The organism is Providencia sp. PROV197 (assembly GCF_028479625.1).
GTDB classification, from domain to species: Bacteria; Pseudomonadota; Gammaproteobacteria; order Enterobacterales; family Enterobacteriaceae; genus Providencia; species Providencia vermicola.
Genome location: NZ_JAMPNZ010000020.1, coordinates 202,986 through 224,101, shown reverse-complemented (window position 1 = coordinate 224,101; position 21,116 = coordinate 202,986). Strand labels below are relative to the sequence as shown.

18 protein-coding genes and 1 pseudogene are annotated in these 21,116 nt (G+C 46.2%); 13 read left to right on the top strand and 6 right to left on the bottom strand.

Features of this window, described 5'->3' with window-relative positions; genetic code table 11:
• Positions 1–4 precede the first annotated feature (4 nt).
• A complete protein-coding gene (locus PR808_RS12110) occupies positions 5–1,408 on the bottom strand; it encodes a cytochrome c peroxidase (protein ID WP_272539373.1) in 1,404 nt (467 codons plus the stop codon).
• Positions 1,409–2,127: 719 nt separating this feature from the next.
• On the opposite strand from PR808_RS12110, the gene PR808_RS12105 reads away from it, so the two are divergent.
• The 11 genes and pseudogenes from PR808_RS12105 to hycI all read left to right on the top strand — a co-directional run bounded on the left by PR808_RS12105 (position 2,128) and on the right by hycI (position 13,502).
• On the top strand, positions 2,128–2,745 hold the full coding sequence (locus tag PR808_RS12105) for a 4Fe-4S dicluster domain-containing protein (RefSeq protein ID WP_206083319.1): 618 nt from the start codon (positions 2,128–2,130) through the stop codon (positions 2,743–2,745).
• 1 nt (position 2,746) lies between these two features.
• Complete coding sequence (gene hyfB / locus PR808_RS12100) at positions 2,747–4,762, top strand: hydrogenase 4 subunit B (RefSeq protein ID WP_206083320.1); 2,016 nt, start codon at positions 2,747–2,749, stop codon at positions 4,760–4,762.
• Positions 4,763–4,773: 11 nt separating this feature from the next.
• Entirely contained in the window at positions 4,774–5,724 is a 951-nt protein-coding gene (locus PR808_RS12095; RefSeq protein ID WP_272539372.1) for a respiratory chain complex I subunit 1 family protein, read from the top strand.
• Positions 5,725–5,737: 13 nt separating this feature from the next.
• Positions 5,738–7,180 carry a hydrogenase 4 subunit D gene (locus tag PR808_RS12090; protein WP_206083321.1) on the top strand — a complete coding sequence of 481 codons (1,443 nt, stop codon included), beginning with the start codon at positions 5,738–5,740 and terminating at the stop codon, positions 7,178–7,180.
• A gap of 12 nt (positions 7,181–7,192) precedes the next feature.
• Positions 7,193–7,843, top strand: coding sequence for a hydrogenase 4 membrane subunit (hyfE, locus tag PR808_RS12085; RefSeq protein ID WP_206083322.1), 651 nt, complete (start codon positions 7,193–7,195; stop codon positions 7,841–7,843).
• Between the two features lie 4 nt (positions 7,844–7,847).
• A complete protein-coding gene (locus PR808_RS12080; protein ID WP_206083323.1) occupies positions 7,848–9,425 on the top strand; it encodes a hydrogenase 4 subunit F in 1,578 nt (525 codons plus the stop codon).
• 1 nt (position 9,426) lies between these two features.
• Positions 9,427–11,160 (top strand): hydrogenase large subunit, encoded by a 1,734-nt coding sequence (locus PR808_RS12075; protein WP_206083324.1) that lies wholly within the window; start codon positions 9,427–9,429, stop codon positions 11,158–11,160.
• A gap of 14 nt (positions 11,161–11,174) precedes the next feature.
• On the top strand, positions 11,175–11,723 hold the full coding sequence (hyfH, locus tag PR808_RS12070) for a hydrogenase 4 subunit H (protein WP_206083325.1): 549 nt from the start codon (positions 11,175–11,177) through the stop codon (positions 11,721–11,723).
• On the top strand, positions 11,723–12,505 hold the full coding sequence (locus tag PR808_RS12065) for an NADH-quinone oxidoreductase subunit B family protein (RefSeq protein ID WP_206083326.1): 783 nt from the start codon (positions 11,723–11,725) through the stop codon (positions 12,503–12,505). Before hyfH ends, PR808_RS12065 begins: the two co-directional genes overlap by 1 nt.
• Positions 12,498–12,917 (top strand): annotated as a pseudogene (locus PR808_RS12060) (formate hydrogenlyase maturation HycH family protein); the annotation flags it as partial. The gene PR808_RS12065 and the pseudogene PR808_RS12060, both read left to right, overlap by 8 nt.
• Before the next feature lie 132 nt (positions 12,918–13,049).
• A complete protein-coding gene (gene hycI, locus PR808_RS12055; RefSeq protein WP_272539379.1) occupies positions 13,050–13,502 on the top strand; it encodes a hydrogenase maturation peptidase HycI in 453 nt (150 codons plus the stop codon).
• Positions 13,503–13,559: 57 nt separating this feature from the next.
• Here the strand turns inward: hycI and hybG are convergent, their stop codons facing one another.
• The 3 genes from hybG to hydN are packed head-to-tail and all read right to left on the bottom strand — an operon-like array spanning position 13,560 to position 14,754.
• Complete coding sequence (gene hybG, locus PR808_RS12050) at positions 13,560–13,832, bottom strand: hydrogenase maturation factor HybG (protein ID WP_206083328.1); 273 nt, start codon at positions 13,830–13,832, stop codon at positions 13,560–13,562.
• Positions 13,833–13,853: 21 nt separating this feature from the next.
• Positions 13,854–14,195 (bottom strand): hydrogenase maturation nickel metallochaperone HypA, encoded by a 342-nt coding sequence (hypA, locus tag PR808_RS12045; protein ID WP_206083329.1) that lies wholly within the window; start codon positions 14,193–14,195, stop codon positions 13,854–13,856.
• A 10-nt stretch (positions 14,196–14,205) separates the two neighbouring features.
• Positions 14,206–14,754: an electron transport protein HydN gene (hydN, locus tag PR808_RS12040; protein WP_206083330.1), complete on the bottom strand. Its 549-nt coding sequence runs from the start codon at positions 14,752–14,754 to the stop codon at positions 14,206–14,208.
• A gap of 398 nt (positions 14,755–15,152) precedes the next feature.
• Here hydN and PR808_RS12035 point away from each other — a divergent pair, with 398 nt between their 5' ends.
• Positions 15,153–16,769 (top strand): sigma 54-interacting transcriptional regulator, encoded by a 1,617-nt coding sequence (locus PR808_RS12035; protein ID WP_241016806.1) that lies wholly within the window; start codon positions 15,153–15,155, stop codon positions 16,767–16,769.
• Positions 16,770–17,051: 282 nt separating this feature from the next.
• Here the strand turns inward: PR808_RS12035 and fdhF are convergent, their stop codons facing one another.
• Both fdhF and PR808_RS12025 read right to left on the bottom strand, forming a co-directional pair.
• Positions 17,052–19,199 carry a formate dehydrogenase subunit alpha gene (fdhF, locus tag PR808_RS12030; RefSeq protein WP_206083331.1) on the bottom strand — a complete coding sequence of 716 codons (2,148 nt, stop codon included), beginning with the start codon at positions 19,197–19,199 and terminating at the stop codon, positions 17,052–17,054.
• Positions 19,200–19,384: 185 nt separating this feature from the next.
• A complete protein-coding gene (locus tag PR808_RS12025; RefSeq protein WP_272539371.1) occupies positions 19,385–20,206 on the bottom strand; it encodes a LysR family transcriptional regulator in 822 nt (273 codons plus the stop codon).
• Positions 20,207–20,314: 108 nt separating this feature from the next.
• On the opposite strand from PR808_RS12025, the gene PR808_RS12020 reads away from it, so the two are divergent.
• Complete coding sequence (locus tag PR808_RS12020; RefSeq protein WP_206083333.1) at positions 20,315–21,046, top strand: SDR family oxidoreductase; 732 nt, start codon at positions 20,315–20,317, stop codon at positions 21,044–21,046.
• Positions 21,047–21,116: the final 70 nt, after the last annotated feature.

The window sequence follows — 21,116 nt, the reverse complement described above, 5'->3', positions numbered from 1 at the left end:
ATTCTTATTGTGCTTCGCTTTGTGGGACATACGGTGTGTAAACACCCGTTAGGCTCTTCAGGAAGGCAACAATATCGTCGACATCTTTTTGTGGTAGCTCTTTACCGACTTGATAACGCAGCATCAGTTTCACTGCCTCATCTAAGGTTGCTACGTCACCACGGTGGAAATACGGCGCGGTTAACTCAACATTACGCAGTGTTGGCACTTTTTGACGCAGCTTATCACGCTCTTCAGAGGTGACATTCATACGGCCAATATCTTGTGCAGTGACTTCACCGAATTCATAGTCTTTCTTCAAGCCTAACGGTTCGAAAGAACGACCACCGAGGATCACGCCGCCGTGGCAAGTCGCACATTTATTCTCTTTAAATAATTGGTAACCATGCAACTGTTGCGCCGTCAGTGCAGTGCTATCGCCACGTAACCAATTATCAAACGGTGAATCAGGGGTGATTAAGGTTTTTTCGAATTCCGCGATGGCATCAGTGATGTTGTCTCCTGTGAATCCTTCAGGGTAAACCGCATTGAAATCCTGTTTTAATACCGGGTCTTTATCCAGTTTTACAATGATTTCATCCCATGATTTGGACGCCATTTCAATTGGGTTTAATGGCGGACCACCTGCTTGTGCTTGTAAGTCAGGGGCACGACCATCCCAGAATTGCTCAACGTTAAACACGGAGTTAAATACGGTTGGTGCGTTAATTGGACCTACCGCCCCGCCAACACCGATAGAAGTTTTACGACCATCAACTCCACCTGCGTTTAGCGCATGGCAGTGAGCACAAGAAATGGTGCTGTCTCCCGATAAGCGAGCGTCATGGTAAAGGCGAAAGCCTAGTGCGACTTTTTTATCATCCACTTCCATCGATTTTGGAATAGGTTGGATTGGTTCATTGCGGTGCTCCGCAGCAGTGTCTTCAGTGGCATAATGCTCAGCACGTTGCTTCGCAATCCAACTGAGTAACTTGGTGCGTTCTTCATCACTCACGCTACTTGCCCAGTGCAGTGCGACATAGCGTGTTGGTGGCATGGTGTGATTCTGCATCACCCACTCAATTTTATTCAATTCACTCTGAGGAACGGGTTCTCCCGCAATTAACGCAGCGCGAGCGGCTTCAAGGTTAAAGGATTTATAACCCAGCTGGATATCGTATTCCATCAGTTGTTTAGCGATTGGAAATGAGGCATAAGCAGGTAAGTCAGTTGACGGCGTGTGACAGTAATCGCATCCTTTTTCGGCAAAGAATTGGAGGACTTGATTATTTTCTGCAATTTTAGATGTCTGAATGTCATTATTTTGTCTTCGTTGATCATCGTGGTACCACACATATCCCGATAACCCAAAATAACCGAGTAAAAGCAAAAATATGACAGCGACCGTAATGCGAGTAAGTTTTTTCATTACACTATCCTTGGAAGATTGCGGTCAAATATAATTAAATATTTTTAGTTAATATAATTCTATAGCTGGACTATGATGGATAAATAAAGCGCAATGGTTCTTGATTTTTATCAATGATAACCATTGGTTTAATCGATTGCTGAAATAAGATTTACCTATCAATAAGAATAAAATATATTTTTATCGTCTTTTGTTTGTTGTAGTTTGCTGATTTTATTGAATTATATTTATTTTCGTGATTTTATTTTTATTTGAAATTATCATTTATTGCTGACTGGTCATTAATGATGACTTTGCTGTTAATTCAAATAAATTAAGTAAATTTAACCAATCTCAATATAATTTAAGTCAGGTTTTATGTTTATTGCAAATTAAATGCATATTTAAAATGAATCAAATAAAGAAATAAATAAAGCGTAAATTAAAAATAATGATGTAAAAATAGTGAATTATTTTTATCTTATTACCGAAAAATTGTTAAAAATGATTCAGTCAGTAAATCCTCTTCTAAAATTCATTTCCTTCGAAAATCTTTGCGATTGCAGATGTGTGTCGATAATGGCTATTTACCCCCCTAACTTCATCGTCATTAGTGTCGAACTTTTAATGTTTTTTATTTAATCAATTGATAAATAACAAAAATAATCATGGCATGAAATATGCTAATACCATCCTATCAATATTAATAATTCGACCAATTTGATTGGAGGGTAAGGCGAATGAATCGCTTTGTGATTGCCGACCCGCAACTCTGTATCGGATGTAATACCTGTATGGCTGCATGCTCAGAAACACATAAAGCACAGGGATTACAATCACATCCGAGACTGAGTGTGGTGAAAGTAGGAGAGCTAACCGCCCCGATGCTGTGCCGTCAGTGTGACGATGCACCGTGTGCGCGGGTGTGCCCAGTGAATGCGATTACACATGAAAATGACATGATCGTATTGAATGAGAGCCTGTGCATCGGGTGTAAGCTCTGTGGTTTAGTGTGTCCGTTTGGGGCGATTACGCCATCAGGCAGTAAACCTGTTGATATGCCTGATTTCTTTGAGCAATATGTGCCAAAAGAAATGCTGCTCGATGTGCCAGACAGTTTGCCGACCATGAACCCATTCTTAGCGTGGAATGCGGGTATTCGCAATATCGCCGTGAAATGCGATTTATGTGACTTTAGCGAAGATGGCCCTGCATGTGTGAAGGTTTGCCCAACCGATGCCCTCCATCTGGTTGAGGAAAACCAATTGGAACACGAAAGTGCGAAACGCCGCAATGCGTCTGTCGATGCGATGCCGCCTGAGTTCGACATTTTTGTCTCACGGCAGGAGAACCTCTAACATGACAGCGCTTCAATTACTTTTGTGGTCAATTGCCTTATATACCGTCGGTGGGTTTGCTTCACTGCTGTTTAAGCGCCAAGAAAAAATCGCTATTTATGTGGCGGGGATTTCGGCAATCATTGGTGGATTATTGGGACTATGCAGCGCCATCCCTGTCTTAATGAACGGTGAGGTTCTGACGTATATGGCGCAAGGGCCATTCCCATTTGCCCATTTTGTGGTGCGGATGGATAGCTTAGCCGCCTTTATGGTGATGGTGATTTCGTTGCTGGTTACCGTTAGTGCCCTGTATTCATTGAACTATGTTCAAGAATATTGCGGACGTGGGGCGTGGAGCATGGGCTTCTTCCTCAATCTGTTTATCGCCTCGATGGTGGCCTTGGTGGTGATGGATAATGCGTTTTATTTCATTATCTTATTTGAGATGATGTCACTCGCATCTTGGTTTCTCGTCATTGCTGACCAAGACGATAAATCGATTCGTGCTGGCCTGCTGTATTTCTTTATCGCCCACGCAGGGTCGATTCTGATCATGATAGCGTTCTTCTTAATGTGGCGACAAAGTGGCAGCTTAGATTTCGATTCCTTCCGCCAACTCACCCTTTCGCCAACCATGGCATCCGTCGTGTTTTTATTGGGATTTTTTGGCTTTGGCGCCAAGGCAGGGATGCTCCCATTACACAGTTGGTTACCGCAAGCTCACCCCGCAGCACCGTCACACGCCTCCGCTTTGATGTCAGGGGTGATGGTGAAAATCGGTATCTTTGGGATCATCAAAGTGGGTATCGACCTATTAGGTGCAACCCAAGGCTGGTGGGGTATTGTGGTGTTGGCCTTCGGTGCTGTGTCTTCTGTCCTTGGAGTCATGTACGCACTGGCAGAGCACGATATTAAGCGCTTACTCGCTTGGCATACCGTTGAAAATATCGGGATCATCTTGATGGGGGTTGGTGTTGGCATGGTCGGTATGGCAAATAATATGCCAGTACTGGCGACCATTGGCCTGCTCGGTGCGGTTTACCACTTGCTCAACCATGCGGTATTTAAAGGATTGTTATTTCTTGGGGCTGGGGCGGTGATTTACCGCATTCATACCCGTGATATGGAGAAAATGGGCGGGTTAGCGAAACTCATGCCACTAACGGCAACGGCCTTTTTAATCGGCTGTATGGCGATTTCAGCGTTGCCACCCTTAAACGGTTTTGTCAGTGAGTGGTACACCTATCAATCCCTTTTCTCAATGAGCCATGAAGGCACATTCATCATGCGTATCAGTGGCCCTATCGCCATTGTAATGTTAGCCATCACAGGGGCGTTGGCGGCGATGTGTTTTGTGAAAGTGTACGGTGTCAGTTTTTGTGGCGGCGCGCGCAGCGAACAAGCCACTAAAGCACGGGAAGTGCCTTGGACAATGACCGCGGCGATGCTGATTTTAGCGGTTATCTGCGTGATCTTAGGCGTGGGTGCCAGCGTGATTGCTCCAGTATTGGCAAATGTGGCGATGTCATTAACTAGCGCAACGGATATTACCGTCGCCCAAGGAGCGATGTTAATGCCTGATAGCGCGGCACAAGCGATGATCTCCCCAGCGATGACCTTCGTTTTGTTGCTCGCCTTACCGCTTATTCCGTTCATTATTTACTTGGTATTCAAAGGCAAGCAAATGGGCTTTCGCCGCAAAGGCGATGCGTGGGCATGTGGTTATGCATGGGAAAAAGACATGTCTGTATCTGCGGGGGGCTTCACTCAACCGCTGCGTTCTATGTTTGCGCCACTATATCGCATGCGTGAACAACTCGACCCATCGGCACGGTTAGCACAAACCTTAGAAGTGACGAAAGCAGGGGCGGGGCAAGTCGAGCCTTTCTGGGATGAAAAAATTATTTACCCATTCGTCCGTTGTATCAATCGAATTGCGAAGCGCATGCAGTGCTTACAAGGTGGGGACTTCAGACTGTATTGCCTGTATGTCGTTGCTGCGTTGGTGGTGCTGCTCGTCGTGATCGCGGCGTAAGGGGAGAAATCATGACAATTCAAGAAACACCGACATTGATGATGGGCTTCTTTGCCGTAATTCAAGCTGTTATTTTGCTGCTGCTAACCCCGCTATTTACGGGTATTTCACGGCAAATTCGCGCCAAAATGCACTCGCGCCAAGGCCCTGGTATTTGGCAGGATTACCGCGATATTACCAAACTGCTAAAACGCCAATCTGTTGCGCCACGTGACTCAGGGGCTATATTTCGCGTCATGCCGTATGTGCTGCTTGGCAGTATGCTGCTGTTAGCGATGGCTTTGCCCGTTTTCACCTTGAACTCGTTGTTTAGTGGTGCGGGCGACTTAATTATCGTGCTGTATATTTTTGCCCTTTTCCGCTTTTTCTTTTCACTCTCAGGTTTGGATACTGGCAGTCCATTTGCAGGAATTGGCGCAAGCCGTGAGCTTACCCTTGGGGTGTTAGTCGAACCAATTCTATTCCTTGGCCTCTTGGTGGTGGCGCTGATTGCCGGCTCAACCAATATCGGCACCATTAGTTCAGTGATGAGCGAAGGCTGGATTTCGCCCACCGCCACTTTTTTAGCACTGTTAGCGTGTGGTTTTGCCACCTTTATTGAAATGGGGAAAATCCCGTTTGACGTGGCAGAAGCAGAGCAAGAGCTACAAGAAGGGCCATTAACGGAGTATTCAGGTTCAGGTTTAGCGTTAGTGAAATGGGGCATTGGCCTCAAACAAGTGATTGTGGCGGTGCTGTTTTTATCCATCTTCTTCCCATTTGGTAATGCCAGTGTGTTGACAGTGGGAAGCTTGTTGATTGCGTTAGTGCTGTTGCTGGTGAAATTACTGGTGATTTTTGTGCTGGCGTCGCTGGTGGAAAACAGTTTGGCGCGTGGGCGTTTCTTACTGACACACCATGTGACTTGGCTAGGATTCGGTGTTGCGGCACTCGGATTCGTTTTTTACCTCACTGGCCTATAAGGAGCGACACAGCATGTTAGAAAATATTGCACTCGCCACGCTACTTATTCCATTTATTGGCGCGTTACTGGTGAGTAGCTTACCCACCCGCATGGCACCGTGGCTGAGCACCATTGTTGCATTGATTGCTTCAATCGGCACAGGGATACTCGGCTGGTTGTATTTATCGGGTGGCAAAACCGCTACCTCACTGACGCTCATTCAAGCAGGGGAGGTCGAACTATTTGGCTTCACAATTGACGGTGTCAGTACCCTGATTGCGTTTGCCGTGGTGTTCTTGGGTTTTTTAATCTGTTTATATTCAACGGGTTATTTAACTGAGGGGAACCGTGAACACGCCCATGGGCCAACCCGCCGTTACTATGCGTTCTTGCTGGTATTTATCGGGGCAATGGCTGGCGTGGTGTTATCGTCCACTATTTTAGGTCAGTTGGTCTTCTTCGAAATTACAGGGGGATGTTCTTGGGCATTGATTGGTTATTACCAAACCGAAAAATCCCAACGCAGTGCGATGAAAGCGCTGCTTATCACCCACATTGGTTCGTTAGGGCTGTACTTGGCTGCTGCCACCTTATTTATCAACACAGGGACATTCGCGTTGAGTGCCATTGGCCAGCTCAATGAGTCTGCAAGTTTGATTGTGTTTGGCGGAATTTTGTTTGCGGCATGGGGGAAATCAGCCCAATTGCCTCTGCAAGCTTGGCTACCCGATGCGATGGAAGCACCCACCCCTGTGAGTGCTTACTTACACGCCGCATCAATGGTGAAAGTAGGGGTCTATATCTTCGCCCGTAGCTTGATGTCTTCGGATCATGTGCCTGAAATCATTGGTTGGGTAGGCGTGGTGATGGCAGTCATCACTCTGGTGTATGGTTTTATGATGTACCTGCCACAAAAAGACATGAAACGTCTGCTTGCATGGTCAACCATTACTCAACTGGCTTATATCTTCCTTGCCTTATCGTTATCTGTTTTTGGCTCTAAGGAGGCCTTCCAAGGGGGGATCGCCTATATCTTCAACCACGCATTTGCCAAAAGCTTGTTCTTCTTGGTTGCAGGCGCGCTGAGTTATAGCTGTGGAACAAGGATGTTGCCACGTTTACGTGGCTTAGCAAAACGTTACCCACTGTTGGGCGTGGGGTTCTGCGTTGCCGCACTGGCAATTGCAGGGGTACCACCACTTAACGGCTTCTTCAGTAAATTCCCTATCTTCGCAGCAGGCTTCGCCCTTTCTGAACACTTCTGGATACTCACACCAATCATGGTGCTGGTGTTGATTGAATCGGTCGCGAGCTTTGCGTGGCTGTTGTACTGGTTCGGTAAAGTGGTGCCTGGTGAGCCAAGTGAGGAAGTGGCGAATGGTAGCGCGGTTCCATGGGCAATGCAGTGGGTGATTGGTTTGCTGATCGTGATGTCCTTCTGTTCGAGTGTCATCGCCGTCATCTGGCTCAATTAAGGGAGAGAAAGTATGACTGGTTCCATGATTGTGAATAATTTAGCGGGATTGATGATGATCACCTCGCTGTTGGTTATCGGGGCGAAGCGCCCGGTGACCTCGTGCTGGTTCTATGCCTTGCAATCGCTGGTGTTAGTGGCGATTTTTGGCACCTTGTCCCAGACCCTCAATGCGCCTGAATTAGCCATGTGGGCAGGTTCGGCTTTTATCACCAAGGTCATTTTAGTTCCTGTGATTTTAGGTTATGCATTTCGCAAGCTGTCTGACCCGTCAGCCAACGGTGGGGTGATCAGCCCTGCGTGGTTAATGCTAGCGGCAGCAGTGATTGTGGTGTTGTGCTGGTTTGTAGTCGAGCCTATCAAATTGCCGATTGCCACAGAGCTTAAACCTGCGTTGGCAGTCTCCCTCGGTCACTTTATGTTAGGCCTACTGTGCATCGTGACGCAGCGCAATATCCTTAAACAGGCGTTTGGTTACTGCTTGATGGAAAACGGCTCTCACCTAACCTTGGCCTTACTTGCTTATAAAGCGCCTGAGCTAGTGGAAATCGGTATTGCTACTGATGCGATTTTCGCTGTGATTATCATGGCGGTACTGGCGCGTAAAATCTATCGCACGCTCAACACACTGAACGTGGATCAACTGACCGCGCTGAAGGGGTGATGAGATGAGTCAAAGTATGTTGTTAACATTATTAATGGCAACGCCGCTGGTTATTTCACTGCTGGCCTTTGCGTGCCGATTGCTGGGCAACGGTGCAAAGCCAGTTGTCACACTGGTGCATATCGTCGGCATTGTGGCGCTGTTGGTTTTGTCATTGTGGATGGTCAATACCATCAATGAGGTTGGTGATTTACTGATGGCAGGGAATTGGATCCATTTGGATAGCCTTGCAGGGTTATTTCTCGCCATCTTAGGTATTGTCGGATTCTTAACGGGTTTGTATTCCATCGGCTATATGAATCATGAAGTGGCAGATGGTGAAATTAGTGTAGGAACATTATGTAATTACTATGGTTTCTTCCACTTGTTCTTATTTACCATGCTGTTGGTGATCACCAGTAATAACTTGATTTTAATGTGGGCAGCGGTGGAGGCAACCACACTTAGTTCGGCATTCTTAGTGGGTATTTACGGGCAGCGTTCTTCACTGGAAGCGGCGTGGAAATACATCATTATTTGTAGCGTAGGCGTTGCATTTGGTCTGTTCGGGACAATTTTAGTGTATGCGAATGCGGTCAATGTGATGCCAAACCCTGAACTGGCCATTTTCTGGACCGAAGTGCTGAAATACACTGAATTACTCGACCCAACCTTAATGCACTTAGCCTTTGTTTTTGTGCTAATTGGCTTTGGTACCAAAACGGGTCTATTCCCAATGCATGCTTGGTTACCCGATGCGCACAGTGAAGCACCAAGCCCAACGTCTGCATTACTTTCTGCGGTACTGCTTAACTGCGCGCTGCTGATCATCATTCGCTATTACATCATTGTAACCTCGGCGATCGGCGGTGAATTCACTCAAACGCTACTGCTAGTGTTTGGTTTGCTCTCTGTGGCGGTTGCGGCATTTTTTATCTTAGTGCAAAAAGATATGAAACGCCTGCTGGCCTATTCCAGCGTGGAAAACATGGGGTTGATTGCGGTGGCGTTAGGTATTGGTGGCCCACTTGGCGTGTTAGCAGCGCTGTTGCATACCTTGAACCATAGTTTGGGTAAAACCTTGCTGTTCTGTGGTTCTGGGAATGTTCTATTGAAATACGGTACGCGAGATATCACCGTGGTGAAAGGTCTACTGCGTACCATGCCATTTACGGCAGTGGTATTTGCGGGAGGCGCATTAGCCCTTGGCGGGATGCCGCCATTCAATATTTTCCTCAGTGAATTCATGATTGTGGTTGCGGGGATCGCAGCTGACCATTTTTGGTTAACACTGTTGGTTTTAGTATTGATCACTATCGTGTTAGGTGGGTTAGTACGCATGATTTCGAAAACCTTATTTGGCGCGCAACCTGATTGCGTGTCCCGTGGTGAGCTGGGTATTTTAACTACCTTACCAATGGCTATTCTCATCGTATTGATGTTAGTGATGGGAACGCATATTCCGCAGCCTGTAAGCCGCTTACTTGAAAATGCAGCCACCATTGTCTTAACCGATAGCACAGCACCAACAGAATCTACTCAATTACATTATCAATGGCCGTGGGGTGTTAGCGCCTCTACCGCATCAGTGCAGGAGAAATAACGTGAGCTATCAGAACTATACAGATACCCTTCAAGGCGTTCGTAAAGGCGTTGGCTATCTGGCACAAGTCCGCGAGAAATTTCCCCATGCGGTACTGGATGAAGAGTGGCAAACCGCTAATCAGCTCACCATTACCGTAAAAACGGATATGCTACCTGACGTGGTAGAGTTTCTTTACTACGGCTGTGGCGGTTGGCTGCCTGTTTTATGGGGCAATGATGAACGCCCACTTAACGGCCAATTCGCGGTGTATTACGCACTCTCGATGGAAGAAGGGGAAAAATGTTGGGTGACAGTGAAAGCCTTTGTTAGCCCAATCACCCAAGAGTTCCCGTCTGTAACGCCGCGTGTCCCTGCTGCAGTGTGGGGAGAACGTGAAATCCGTGATATGTACGGCCTGCGCCCTGTTGGCTTGCCTGATGAGCGCCGCTTAGTGCTGCCCGATGATTGGCCTGAAGATTTATACCCGCTGCGCAAAGACACGATGGACTATCGCCAGCGCCCTGCGCCAACCACAGACACTGAAACCTACGAGTTTATTAACGACAGCAAAACCCAAAGCCGTGTTGTGCCAATCGGCCCATTGCATATTACTTCTGATGAACCAGGTCACTTTCGTTTATTCGTCGATGGTGAGCGTATTGTCGATGCGGATTACCGTATGTTCTATGTGCACCGTGGGATGGAGAAACTTGCGGAAACTCGCATGGGCTATAACGAAGTGACGTTTTTATCTGACCGTGTCTGCGGGATCTGCGGCTTTACTCACAGTGTGGCGTATACCTCATCCGTAGAAAATGCCCTTGGTATCTACGTGCCGCAACGTGCGCACACCATTCGCAGTGTCCTTTTAGAAGTTGAGCGTCTTCACAGCCACTTGTTGAATATTGGCCTAGCGAGCCACTTTACGGGGTTCGACACTGGGTTTATGCAGTTTTTCCGTGTGCGTGAAAAATCCATGACCATGGCGGAGTTGCTGACAGGGGCGCGTAAAACTTACGGAACTAACCTGATTGGTGGTGTTCGCCGTGATTTTCTCAAAGAACAGCGCGTAAAAACTATTCAATTGGTACAAGAAATGCGCCGCGACGTTACTCAATTAGTGGATATGCTACTGAGCACGCCAAATATGGAGCAGCGTACCGTGGGTGTTGGTCGCTTAGAGCCACAAGTTGCCCGTGACTACAGCCCTGTCGGGCCCATGATCCGCGCGAGTGGTTTTAAACGTGATGTGCGCTTTGATCACCCATTTGCCGATTATGGCAACTTACCAAAAACCTTATTCAGTCTTGATGGCTGCGATGTGTATTCAAGGGTGATGGTGCGTATTAAAGAAACACTGGATTCCTTGTCGATGATTGAATACGCGCTGGATAATATGCCAGAAGGGCCAATCCTCACAGAAGGCTTTACCTATCAACCACATAAATTTGCGTTGGGCTATACCGAAGCGCCGCGTGGGGAAGATGTTCACTGGAGCATGTTAGGGGATAACCAAAAACTGTATCGCTGGCGTTGCCGTGCGGCGACCTATGCCAACTGGCCAGTGCTGCGCTATATGCTGCAGGGCAATACCGTTTCTGATGCGCCGCTGATCATCGGTAGTCTTGACCCTTGTTACTCTTGTACCGACCGTGTGACGCTGGTGGACGTGAAAAAACGTAAAGCGAAAACAGTGGCATACAAAGAACTTGAGCAGCACAGCATCGACCGTAAAACGTCGATAATGAAATAGGCGGAGGGCATATTATGTTTAAACTGTTTAAAACCCTTCAAAATGCAGGAACGGCAACGGTGAAATACCCGTTCAAGCCCCTCGAAGTGGCACACGGATTTCGCGGTAAACCCGAGTATGACCCACAGCAGTGTATTGCCTGTGGGGCTTGTATTTCGGCTTGTCCCGCCAATGCATTAACCATGGAAACTGACTTAGCAAGTGGTGAGCGTCGTTGGCAGTTATTCCTCGGGCGCTGCATCTACTGTGCCCGTTGTGAAGAGGTATGCCCGACTCGCGCTATCCATTTAACGGAAGAATTTGAAACAGCAGTCATGAACAAGGCTGATTTGTACATGAAAGGCACTTTCCGCTTACAACATTGCCGTGAATGTGGCGAAGCATTCGCCCCTAAAAAATCGGTGGATTACGCGATGGCGTTAATGGTGGCATCAGGTATCGAAGAAAGCGGTATTGAAGCGCTACGCCCGATGTATGAAACCTGTCCATCCTGTAAACAAAAAAACAATTTGCTGAACAATGGCCGCCAAAATTTCCGCTTGCACATTGAGGGAGATAAATAATGAGTCTGCCAGATATTCCTATTAATCACCATGTTAGCCAGCCTATCCAATTGGATGAGCAAGTGGCTAAACTGAAAAGTACGCTGCTCAAAGACATCAAGCGCTCCGCCTATGTGTATCGTGTTGACTGTGGTGGCTGTAATGGCTGCGAAATCGAAATTTTCTCTGCCATTACCCCAGTTTTTGATGCAGAACGCTTTGGGATAAAAGTGGTTGCCTCCCCGCGCCATGCGGATATTTTGCTATTTACTGGCGCAGTGACTCGCGCCATGCGCATGCCAGCACTGCGGGCTTATGAATCCGCCCCCGACCCAAAAATTTGTATCTCGTATGGGGCGTGCGGTTGCGGCGGCGGTATTTTTCATGATCTGTATTGCGTGTGGGGCGGTAGCGAGCACATCGTGCCAATCGATGTGTGGATCCCTGGTTGCCCGCCAACACCTGCGGCGACCATTTATGGCTTTGCCGTGGCACTGGGTTTACTGAAACAAAAATTATCAGCGCAAGACCACCATGAAGCTGATGGTGAACGAGTAGAACTTTTATTACCATCAATTCCATTAGCCACTCGGGTGATGATCGAACGTGAAGCACGCCGCCAAGCGGGTTATTACCAAGGCCGTGAAATTAGTGATCGATTTTTATCCTTATTGGATGGCGCAAGCCCTGCCCAAGTGCAAAGTACGCTACAAGCGTGGCTTAACGAAGAACAAGACCCCCGTCTGCGTGACATTGTTAACCGTTTAGTCACTGTGTTGAAGCAAGGAGGCATTCATGAGTAGTCCAGCTTCGGCTAGCCCTTCGCCAACGGAAGGCGAAGTCTTTTTTTGGTCTTTGCGCCAAAAGTTTGTCGACAGTGACGATGACATTCCAGAAGATGCCCAGCAAGTGATGTATTACTCGTTGGCGATTGGTCATCACGTTGGGATGATTGATTGCCTAAAAACGGAGTTAGTTTGTCCGCTAGCGGGTTATCAATCATGGGTTCAAGCCTTACCAGAGGGTGAGGCTCGTCGTAAGTTACAAGGCTTAATCACCTTTGGCGAAATTAATATCGACTCGACCCATACCAATATGTTAGCGCTGGCATTAGATGGTTTTGCCAAAGACCCGCAGTCCCCTTACCAAGCGTGGAGCGAAACGCTGATTCAGCTGCTAGGTGAAATTGAGCGGGAACCCGCCATTTATTTGATTGTGAAGCGGCAGGGCGTGGGGCATACAACCCGACAAAGTTCGATGTTATTCGACGATGAGCCTTCTGCAAAGAATTCATTACTTTCGCAAAATCAATCGCCTTCGCAAAATCAATCACCAGTGCAAAACTTAATGTTAGCGGTGGGGAACAGCATGATGGGGGACGACGGTGCAGGACCGATGCTATTTGATTTAATGCAAGCCAACCCCATTGAGGGCTGGCAGGCAATTAACGGCGGGAGCAGCCCTGAAAGCGTGTCTCACCAAGTACGTGCATTAAAACCCCAGCGCTTGTTGATTGTGGATGCCGCCGATATTGGTTTAGCACCAGGGGAAATACGAATTATTGATCCCAATGATATCGCTGAAATGTTTATTATGAGCACCCATAATTTGCCGCTCAATTTTTTAATCGACCAATTAAAAGAGGATATTGAGGAGATTATTTTCTTAGGTATTCAACCCGATCTAGTGGGTTTTTATATGCCAATGAACGAGAAAGTGATTTCAGCAGTACAGCAAGTGTATGCCGCGCTGCCGCAGTGGCAAGGGTTAGGTGGGTTTACCCTATTTGAAGGGGAATAAACAGCCCCTAAGGGGGGAGGGTCGCAGTGCGGTGAGGCGCTGCGATTTGTCCTCGGCTTAAGCATTACCTCGTAAAAAGTAGCCTACATCTTCCTCGACTTCTTCCATCGCCATGAGTGCGGCTAGCGTATCGTTGGCTTCTTGCTCATCAATGATGCTCATCGCAAAGCCCACGTGAACAAGCACCCACTTGCCAACCATTGCAGCAGTTTCCCCTTCACACACCAGCGCAATATTCACATCGCGTTTGACGCCGCAGACTTCAACTTGGGCGGTATCCATTGGGGACTCGCCTACGCTGACCACTTTCCCTGGGATGCCTAAACACATAACAAACTCCTACATAGAATATTATTCAACTTCAATCTGTTTGACCTGCATGCTACTGCTGCTGTCTACGTGCAAGTTTCGGCTACCACAGTGTGGGCAACCCGCTTCAAATTGGGTAATTTGCACGGTACGTTGGCAATCGCGGCATTGTGCCTGTGCGGGCACGGTAGACACATGGAGCATAGCCCCTTGCGCAAGGGTATTGCGGCAAATAATGTCGAAACAAAAATGCACCGCAGATTCTTCAACACAAGAGACCGCACTTAATTCGAGCCAAACCCCTGTGACGCGCTGTGCATGGTTTTGCTTAGCGTGTTGCTCAATGATTTCAAAGGCATTTTGGCATAATGCGACCTCATGCATGGCACGCTCCTTACAATAAGATTTCAGGGGGAATTTCAAAGGCAGCACGGCGTCGACGTTCTTTAACGATTTCATCCATGCGGTTTCTATCGACAATCATTAACGCTTCGGTTGGACACACTTCTACGCAGGCAGGCCCGCCCTCGCGGGTATGGCACAAATCACATTTATGGGCTTCAGCGCGGTATTGTGGAATGGTATTGAGGGCGGTCACTTGCTGGTCGACTTGGCGGCTAATGACTTCCATGGTGCCGTAAGGGCAGGCGATGACACAGGTTTTACAGCCAATACATTTTGATTGGTTAACATAGACAAAATCATCTTTACGGCTAATCGCGCCATTTGGACACACATTGGCACAGGGGGCATCCTCACATTGGCGGCATACCACCGCCGTACTGACGGTATAACCTTTTAATACATGAATACGCGGGAAAAATTCATCTTTGACGACCGTGGCGATCCCCGTTTCTTGTTCTTGGTGGGACACCACACACGCGACTTCACAGGTATGGCAGCCAATGCATTTTTTTGGATCTGCAATGATGAAACGGTTCATCCTACTCTCCTGAATGATAGATGAGACAATACATTCAACGTTCCGATGTAATTGTTTTCAATTTAGATACTCAGTTATAAGCATGGATCGTGCCAAATTGATGGAATAATTAAATTCAGTTAAATCAGTAGATTAATAAATAACGAGGTGTTTTATCTGCGGAGAAAAATATATTCGACACGTCATTCGACAATAATGACGACGTTTAATTTTAATCGCTATATAAAAAAATATATTACATTTTAATTTGCAGAAAAAAATAGGGGATTGGATCAAAGTTAAATCAGTCAATGATATTATTTTTCTTTAGAGTCATTACAATAATCTTATTTGGTGTCGTATTGATGTTCAATTATATCAATGGCCATTAGTTTGAGTGTTTATAACATCTCAAGGAAATGATTAAAAAGAATGGGGTATTTGTGGGGATCTCTGAAAGCAATGAACGTATACGCCATGAACGCGACCAATATCGAATACTGGTAGATATTACTAATTCCGTTTTATCACACTTAGAAATGGATGGATTAGTTGCCGAAGTGTCTCGGGAAATTTACCGTTTTTTCGGTATTAGCCAAATTAGTATCGCCCTGTGTGATAATTATAGCTCAGCGGTATACCTTTGTTATTCAAGCTATTATTGCCGCGGAAAACCCGTTGAAAAGACCCAATATCATTTAAACGAATTACATCCTGATTTAACCCAAGTACTTGAAAATAACCAATCTATGCGGTTGACTCTTGACCAATCTACCCAAGACCCGCTGTATCAGCACCTGTGTGCTCAAGGGATGACGGAAACATTATTATTGCCGTTAGCATTTAACCATAAACCCCTTGGTGTTTTGGTATTATCCCATGAAGATACCCGCATTTTCACCGACGATAACTGCAATTTACTCAAGCAGATTGCGGCGCGTTTTGCGATTGCAGTGGATAATGCAGCGGCATATGGTGAAATTACACGTTTAAAAGATAGCCTAAAAAATGAAAATCTCTGGCTGAATGAGCAAATTCACGGCAATGAAAGCTTTAGTGAAATTATTTTCCAAAGTGCAGCCATGCGTAATGTGCTCGAACAAGTGGATTTAGTGGCACGCAGCGACAGTACCGTATTGATTTTAGGGGAAACAGGGACAGGCAAAGAGCTAATTGCTCGCGCTATTCACAGGCTAAGTGACCGGCATCGCCGTGCAATTATTAAAATGAATTGTGCCGCTATCCCTTCAGGCTTGTTGGAAAGTGACTTATTTGGTCATGACAAAGGCGCGTTTACTGGGGCAACGACAACGCACATTGGCCGCTTTGAAATGGCGGATAAAAGCACGCTTTTTTTAGATGAAATCGGCGATATGCCATTGGAATTGCAACCAAAATTACTTCGCGTGCTGCAAGAACGTGAAATAGAACGTATTGGTGGTAACAAAGTCATTCCTGTGGATGTGCGCTTAATTGCGGCAACTAACCGTGATTTAAAGGGCATGACGGATGAGCGTGAGTTCCGCGAAGATCTGTATTATCGGCTGAATGTGTTTCCGATTATGATTCCTCCGCTACGTGAAAGGCCTGAAGATATTCCACTACTTGCCACCCATTTTACGCAAAAAATTGCGCAGCGTATGAACCGTAAAATTGAGTGTATCCCCCGTGATGCACTAGCGCAGCTATCGTTGTATCCATGGCCGGGAAATGTCCGTGAGTTGGAAAATGTCATTGAGCGGGCAGTGATTTTAACCCGCGGAAATACCTTGAATTTACAACTGCATGAACTCAGTATCCCAAAGCCTTCACGCCTTAAAAATGCTTTTGAAAAACCAAGCGCTATAGAAAAACGCATGCAAACAGCTGCCCCCGAAAGTGATGATGAAGAAAGGGATCGAATTATTGCGGCGTTACGGGCAACAAACGGTGTGGTCGCTGGGGCGAGGGGGGCGGCAACTCGCTTAGGGTTAAAACGCACCACATTATTATCACGTATGCAGCGGTTAGGGATCTCGGTTCAAGATTTATTCTAATTCTTTATTTTTTGATTATATTTATCAGGATGGTTATTGTTATTTTTGTATAATTGGTAGTCATATGAAAATAAATAATAATTTCCTTAATGAAATTAATTATTATTTATATTTGAAAGTCACTACTGTGATTAAATTTATTCAAATATAATTTAATTTTTTTGAAATCAGACTGAATAACAAATTACCAATATTTTATTAATATATTCATTATTAATTAACTAAATAAAAAAGCCAATGGTTTGATTGAAACCATTGGCTTAATTGATTGTTTAACGCAAATTAAAGGCCTTCTGCGGCCTCGCGTAAACGACGTTTAATTCCAGTGTATTCCTGAACAACGAAGTACTCGGCTTTTTGTTGATCCGCAATCGGTTCAACTCGCACTGCACAGTACTTATATTCAGGGGTCTTGGTGATTGGACTGAGGTTTTCTGCCACGAGCTCATTACAGGCACCAATCCACCACTGATAAGTCATATATACCGCGCCTTTATTGGGTCGGTCACTGATATTGGCTCTAGTAATGACTTTGCCTTGCCGTGATGCCACCCAAACCAGCTCCTGATCTTTTATCCCTAACGCTTTTGCATCTGCGGTATTGATTTGCACAAAACCAGGTTCATCCGCTAATGCTGCCAACGCTTTACAGTTCCCCGTCATTGAGCGACAGGAGTAGTGACCCACCTCACGCACTGTAGCTAACACCATTGGGTATTCCGTGCTGACTTGATCAATCGGTGGACGCCAGTCGCAGGTAAAGAATTGGCCTTTGCCATTTGGCGTGTCGAATTGACCACCTTCGTACAAATACTCCGTGCCAGGGCTTTCTAATGTCTTACACGGCCATTGAATATAGGCTAAGTCCGCCATTTTTTCATAGGTCGCGCCATAGTAAATCGGGCACAATTCACGTAACTCATCCCAAATTTCTTTGGTGTTGTTGTAGTGCATTGGGTAGCCCATGGCCGTTGACATTAGGCTGATGATTTCCCAGTCTGTTTTCACGTCGCCGACAGGCTCAACTGCTTTATAGAAGCGTTGGAAACCACGGTCAGCGGCGGTATATACCCCTTCATGTTCCCCCCAAGAGGTGGCAGGGAAAATCACATCGGCAATCGACGCAGTTTTGGTCATGAAGATGTCTTGGACAATCAACAGCTCGAGCTTATCGAAGGTACGGCGGATAGTGGCGAGGTCTGGCTCTGTTTGTAGTGGGTCTTCCCCCATCACATAGTGGGCTTTTAATACGCCCTCATCAATAAAGTGTGGCACTTCACTAAGTGGAATACCGTTTTCTGCAGGCATGCTTTCAATCCCCCAGAATTTGGCAAATTTTTCCAGTGCAGCGGTATCCGACACATATTGATAGCCTGGCAGAGTATTTGGTAGTGCCCCCATATCGCAGGCACCTTGCACGTTATTTTGACCACGAACAGGGCCAACACCAACATGTGGTTTACCTAAATTCCCTGTTAATAGCGCAAGGCTAGTAAGGGATTGAACGGTTTCAACACCTTGATAGAATTGGGTGACACCCATGCCCCACAAAATTGTCGCGCTTTCTGCTTTGGCGTACATGCGAGCCGTTTTGCGAATGTCTTCTGCTTTGATACCCGTCGTTTCTTCCACTGATTCAGGAGTATAAGGTGCGACTAAGGTACGATATTCATCGAATTTTTCAGTATGTGCATCAATAAACGCTTTGTCATACAGATTTTCTTCGATGATCACGTGGGCAAACGCATTCAGTAACGCAATGTTTGACCCGTTTTTCAAAGGTAAGTGAATATCTGCAATGCGCGCAGTTTCAATATAACGCGGATCGCAAACAATAATTTGAGCCCCTTTTTCTTTCGCTTTTAAAATTCGGCGAGCGACAATAGGGTGTGAGTCCGCGGCATTGTAACCGAAGACAAAAATACATTTGGTATCCTCAATTTCAACAATTGAGTTGCTCATTGCGCCATTACCGACCGAACGCTGCAGACCTGCAACCGAAGGGCCGTGTCAGACACGTGCGCAGCAGTCGATATTATTGCTACCGACTGCCGCTCGAACAAATTTCTGCATCACAAAGTTGGCTTCATTCCCTGGACCACGGGATGAACCTGTCGTCATGATGGCTTTAGGGCCGTATTTTTCTTTGATTGCCAGTAATCGAGAACTGGCAAATTCAATGGCTTCTTCCCATGAAACCACTTCAAGTTTGCCACCACGCTCACGACGGATCATCGGATTTTTTAAGCGAGGCGTTAAGATTTTCGTATCGTGAATGAAGTCCCAGCCATAATAACCTTTTAGGCAGAGCTCCCCTTCATTGGTGTGACCATTTGCGCCCTCTGCGCCGATGATCTTCCCGTTTTCCACCTTCAGGTATATTTTACAGCCTGAGGCGCAATACGGGCAGACGGTGATGACTTTTTCCATCAACATTGCTCCTGTGTTTTTATGTAGCGGTCATTGCCGCCTTAACACTTAAGCTAATGCAGGGTTTATGCCAATTTTTAAGGTAAATTTATTGTTATCTAACTGATTGAATTTATTGTTTTTGATGTGTCTAACATCGTCTTGTAGCGTTTGGCGAACTCCGTGATCGTCAAAAGTGTCGACGGCTATTGACGAGCTAAATGGTTGATAAGCTGCTCTACCGCAGGGGAAGATAATGATTGGATGGCATAACATACGCCAATACGCCGAGAAAGTGCATGAGTTGGCAAAGGGTGAAAAACAATATTGGCATGTTCACTGGCAAGGGATTGCGGCACGATTGCTACGCCTAAGTTGAGCGCGACTAGACCAAGCGCGAGGGAAAAGGTGCAGGCATGAGCAGAAGGGGAGTTTGCCGTCGCGCCGTAAATCGGTAAAAAACGCTGGTGCCAAGTGAGCTCAGGGCACATAACCCAACACAATCCGTGTAAATCAGCGAGTTGAATGACGTCTTTACTTGCAAGAGAGTGCTCTGGTGACATTGCTAAAACAAAGGGCTCACTAATGAGTGGAATAAACAGCTCATCTTCACAGCGCATTTCTTCGCAAGCAAGACGGATATCCCCTTTGCAACCCGACTCTAGGACAATTAATAAATGAAAATCAGGGTCTTGAACTTGTTTTAGGAACGCGCAAATGTGCTGATTAGCGATATCCTCTTCAATGCCAATTTGCAGAGGCTGGCGGTTTTTTTCACGTTTAAAGCTGCTTGCCAGCGTGTCTAGTTCAGCCACCATGCGTTGTGCGTGAGGGTATAAAATTCGTGCATCTTCAGTGACATCAACGCCTCTTGGTAAGCGCTTAAACAGCTGAGTGCCTAGGTTATCTTCCAGCGTTTTGATCGTTGCTGAGAGCGCAGGTTGTGTGAGAAATAACCGTCGTGCAGCCGTGGTGATATTGCGTTCTTCGAAAACGGCGATAAAGGCGTGAAGTTGGCGATAATCCATAGATTTTTTTGATGTCTGTGAGAAGAATAAACCATTTTAATGTAACTTACGGATGAAATATAGTCTGCTCATGGTTTTAGACATCAATTAAATTTATATGGACGCAATATGCAAAATGTAAAATCATTAGTGGTGATTACTGGCGCGAGCTCAGGTATTGGTCTTGCGACGGCAAAAATGTTATCCAATGAAGGTCATGCACTTTTATTACTGGCACGCCGTATTGAGCCAATGTTGGCATTAAATTTACCTAATACGTTATGTAAATCTATAGATGTTACGGATAGAACCGCATTTGTGAATGCCGTTAAAGAAGCAGAGGCGCAGTTTGGCCCAGTTGATGGCTTAGTCAATAACGCAGGTGTTATGCTTTTAGGTGACATGACTAATCAAGATCCAAATCAATGGGATATCATGGTGGAGGTGAATATTAAAGGCGTGTTGAATGGCATTCATGCAGTTGCGGATGGCATGGTTGCGCGTAAAAGTGGCACGATTATTAATATCAGTTCAGTTGCAGGGCGAAAAACCTTTCCAAACCATGTGGCGTATGTGGGCACTAAATTTGCTGTTCACGGTATTTCTGAAAATTTACGCGAAGAGCTTGCCCCGCATAATGTTCGTGTGATCACCATTGCACCGGGAGCGGTTGAAACAGAATTACTTAGCCATACCACAGATGAAGGGATTAAATCAGGTTACCAAGAGTGGAAAAAAGAGATGGGGGGACTTGTGTTGTCAGCAGAGGATGTTGCCAATACCATTCGTTTTGCTTATCAACAGCCACAATCGGTGTGTATCCGTGAGATCGTTCTAGCGGCAACTCGCCAGCAGGCGTAGTCTGTTCATTGTTTCATCACTTTGTCATAAAACTACCATCATGTTGTCATGCACCTGACTTAAGTTCGCA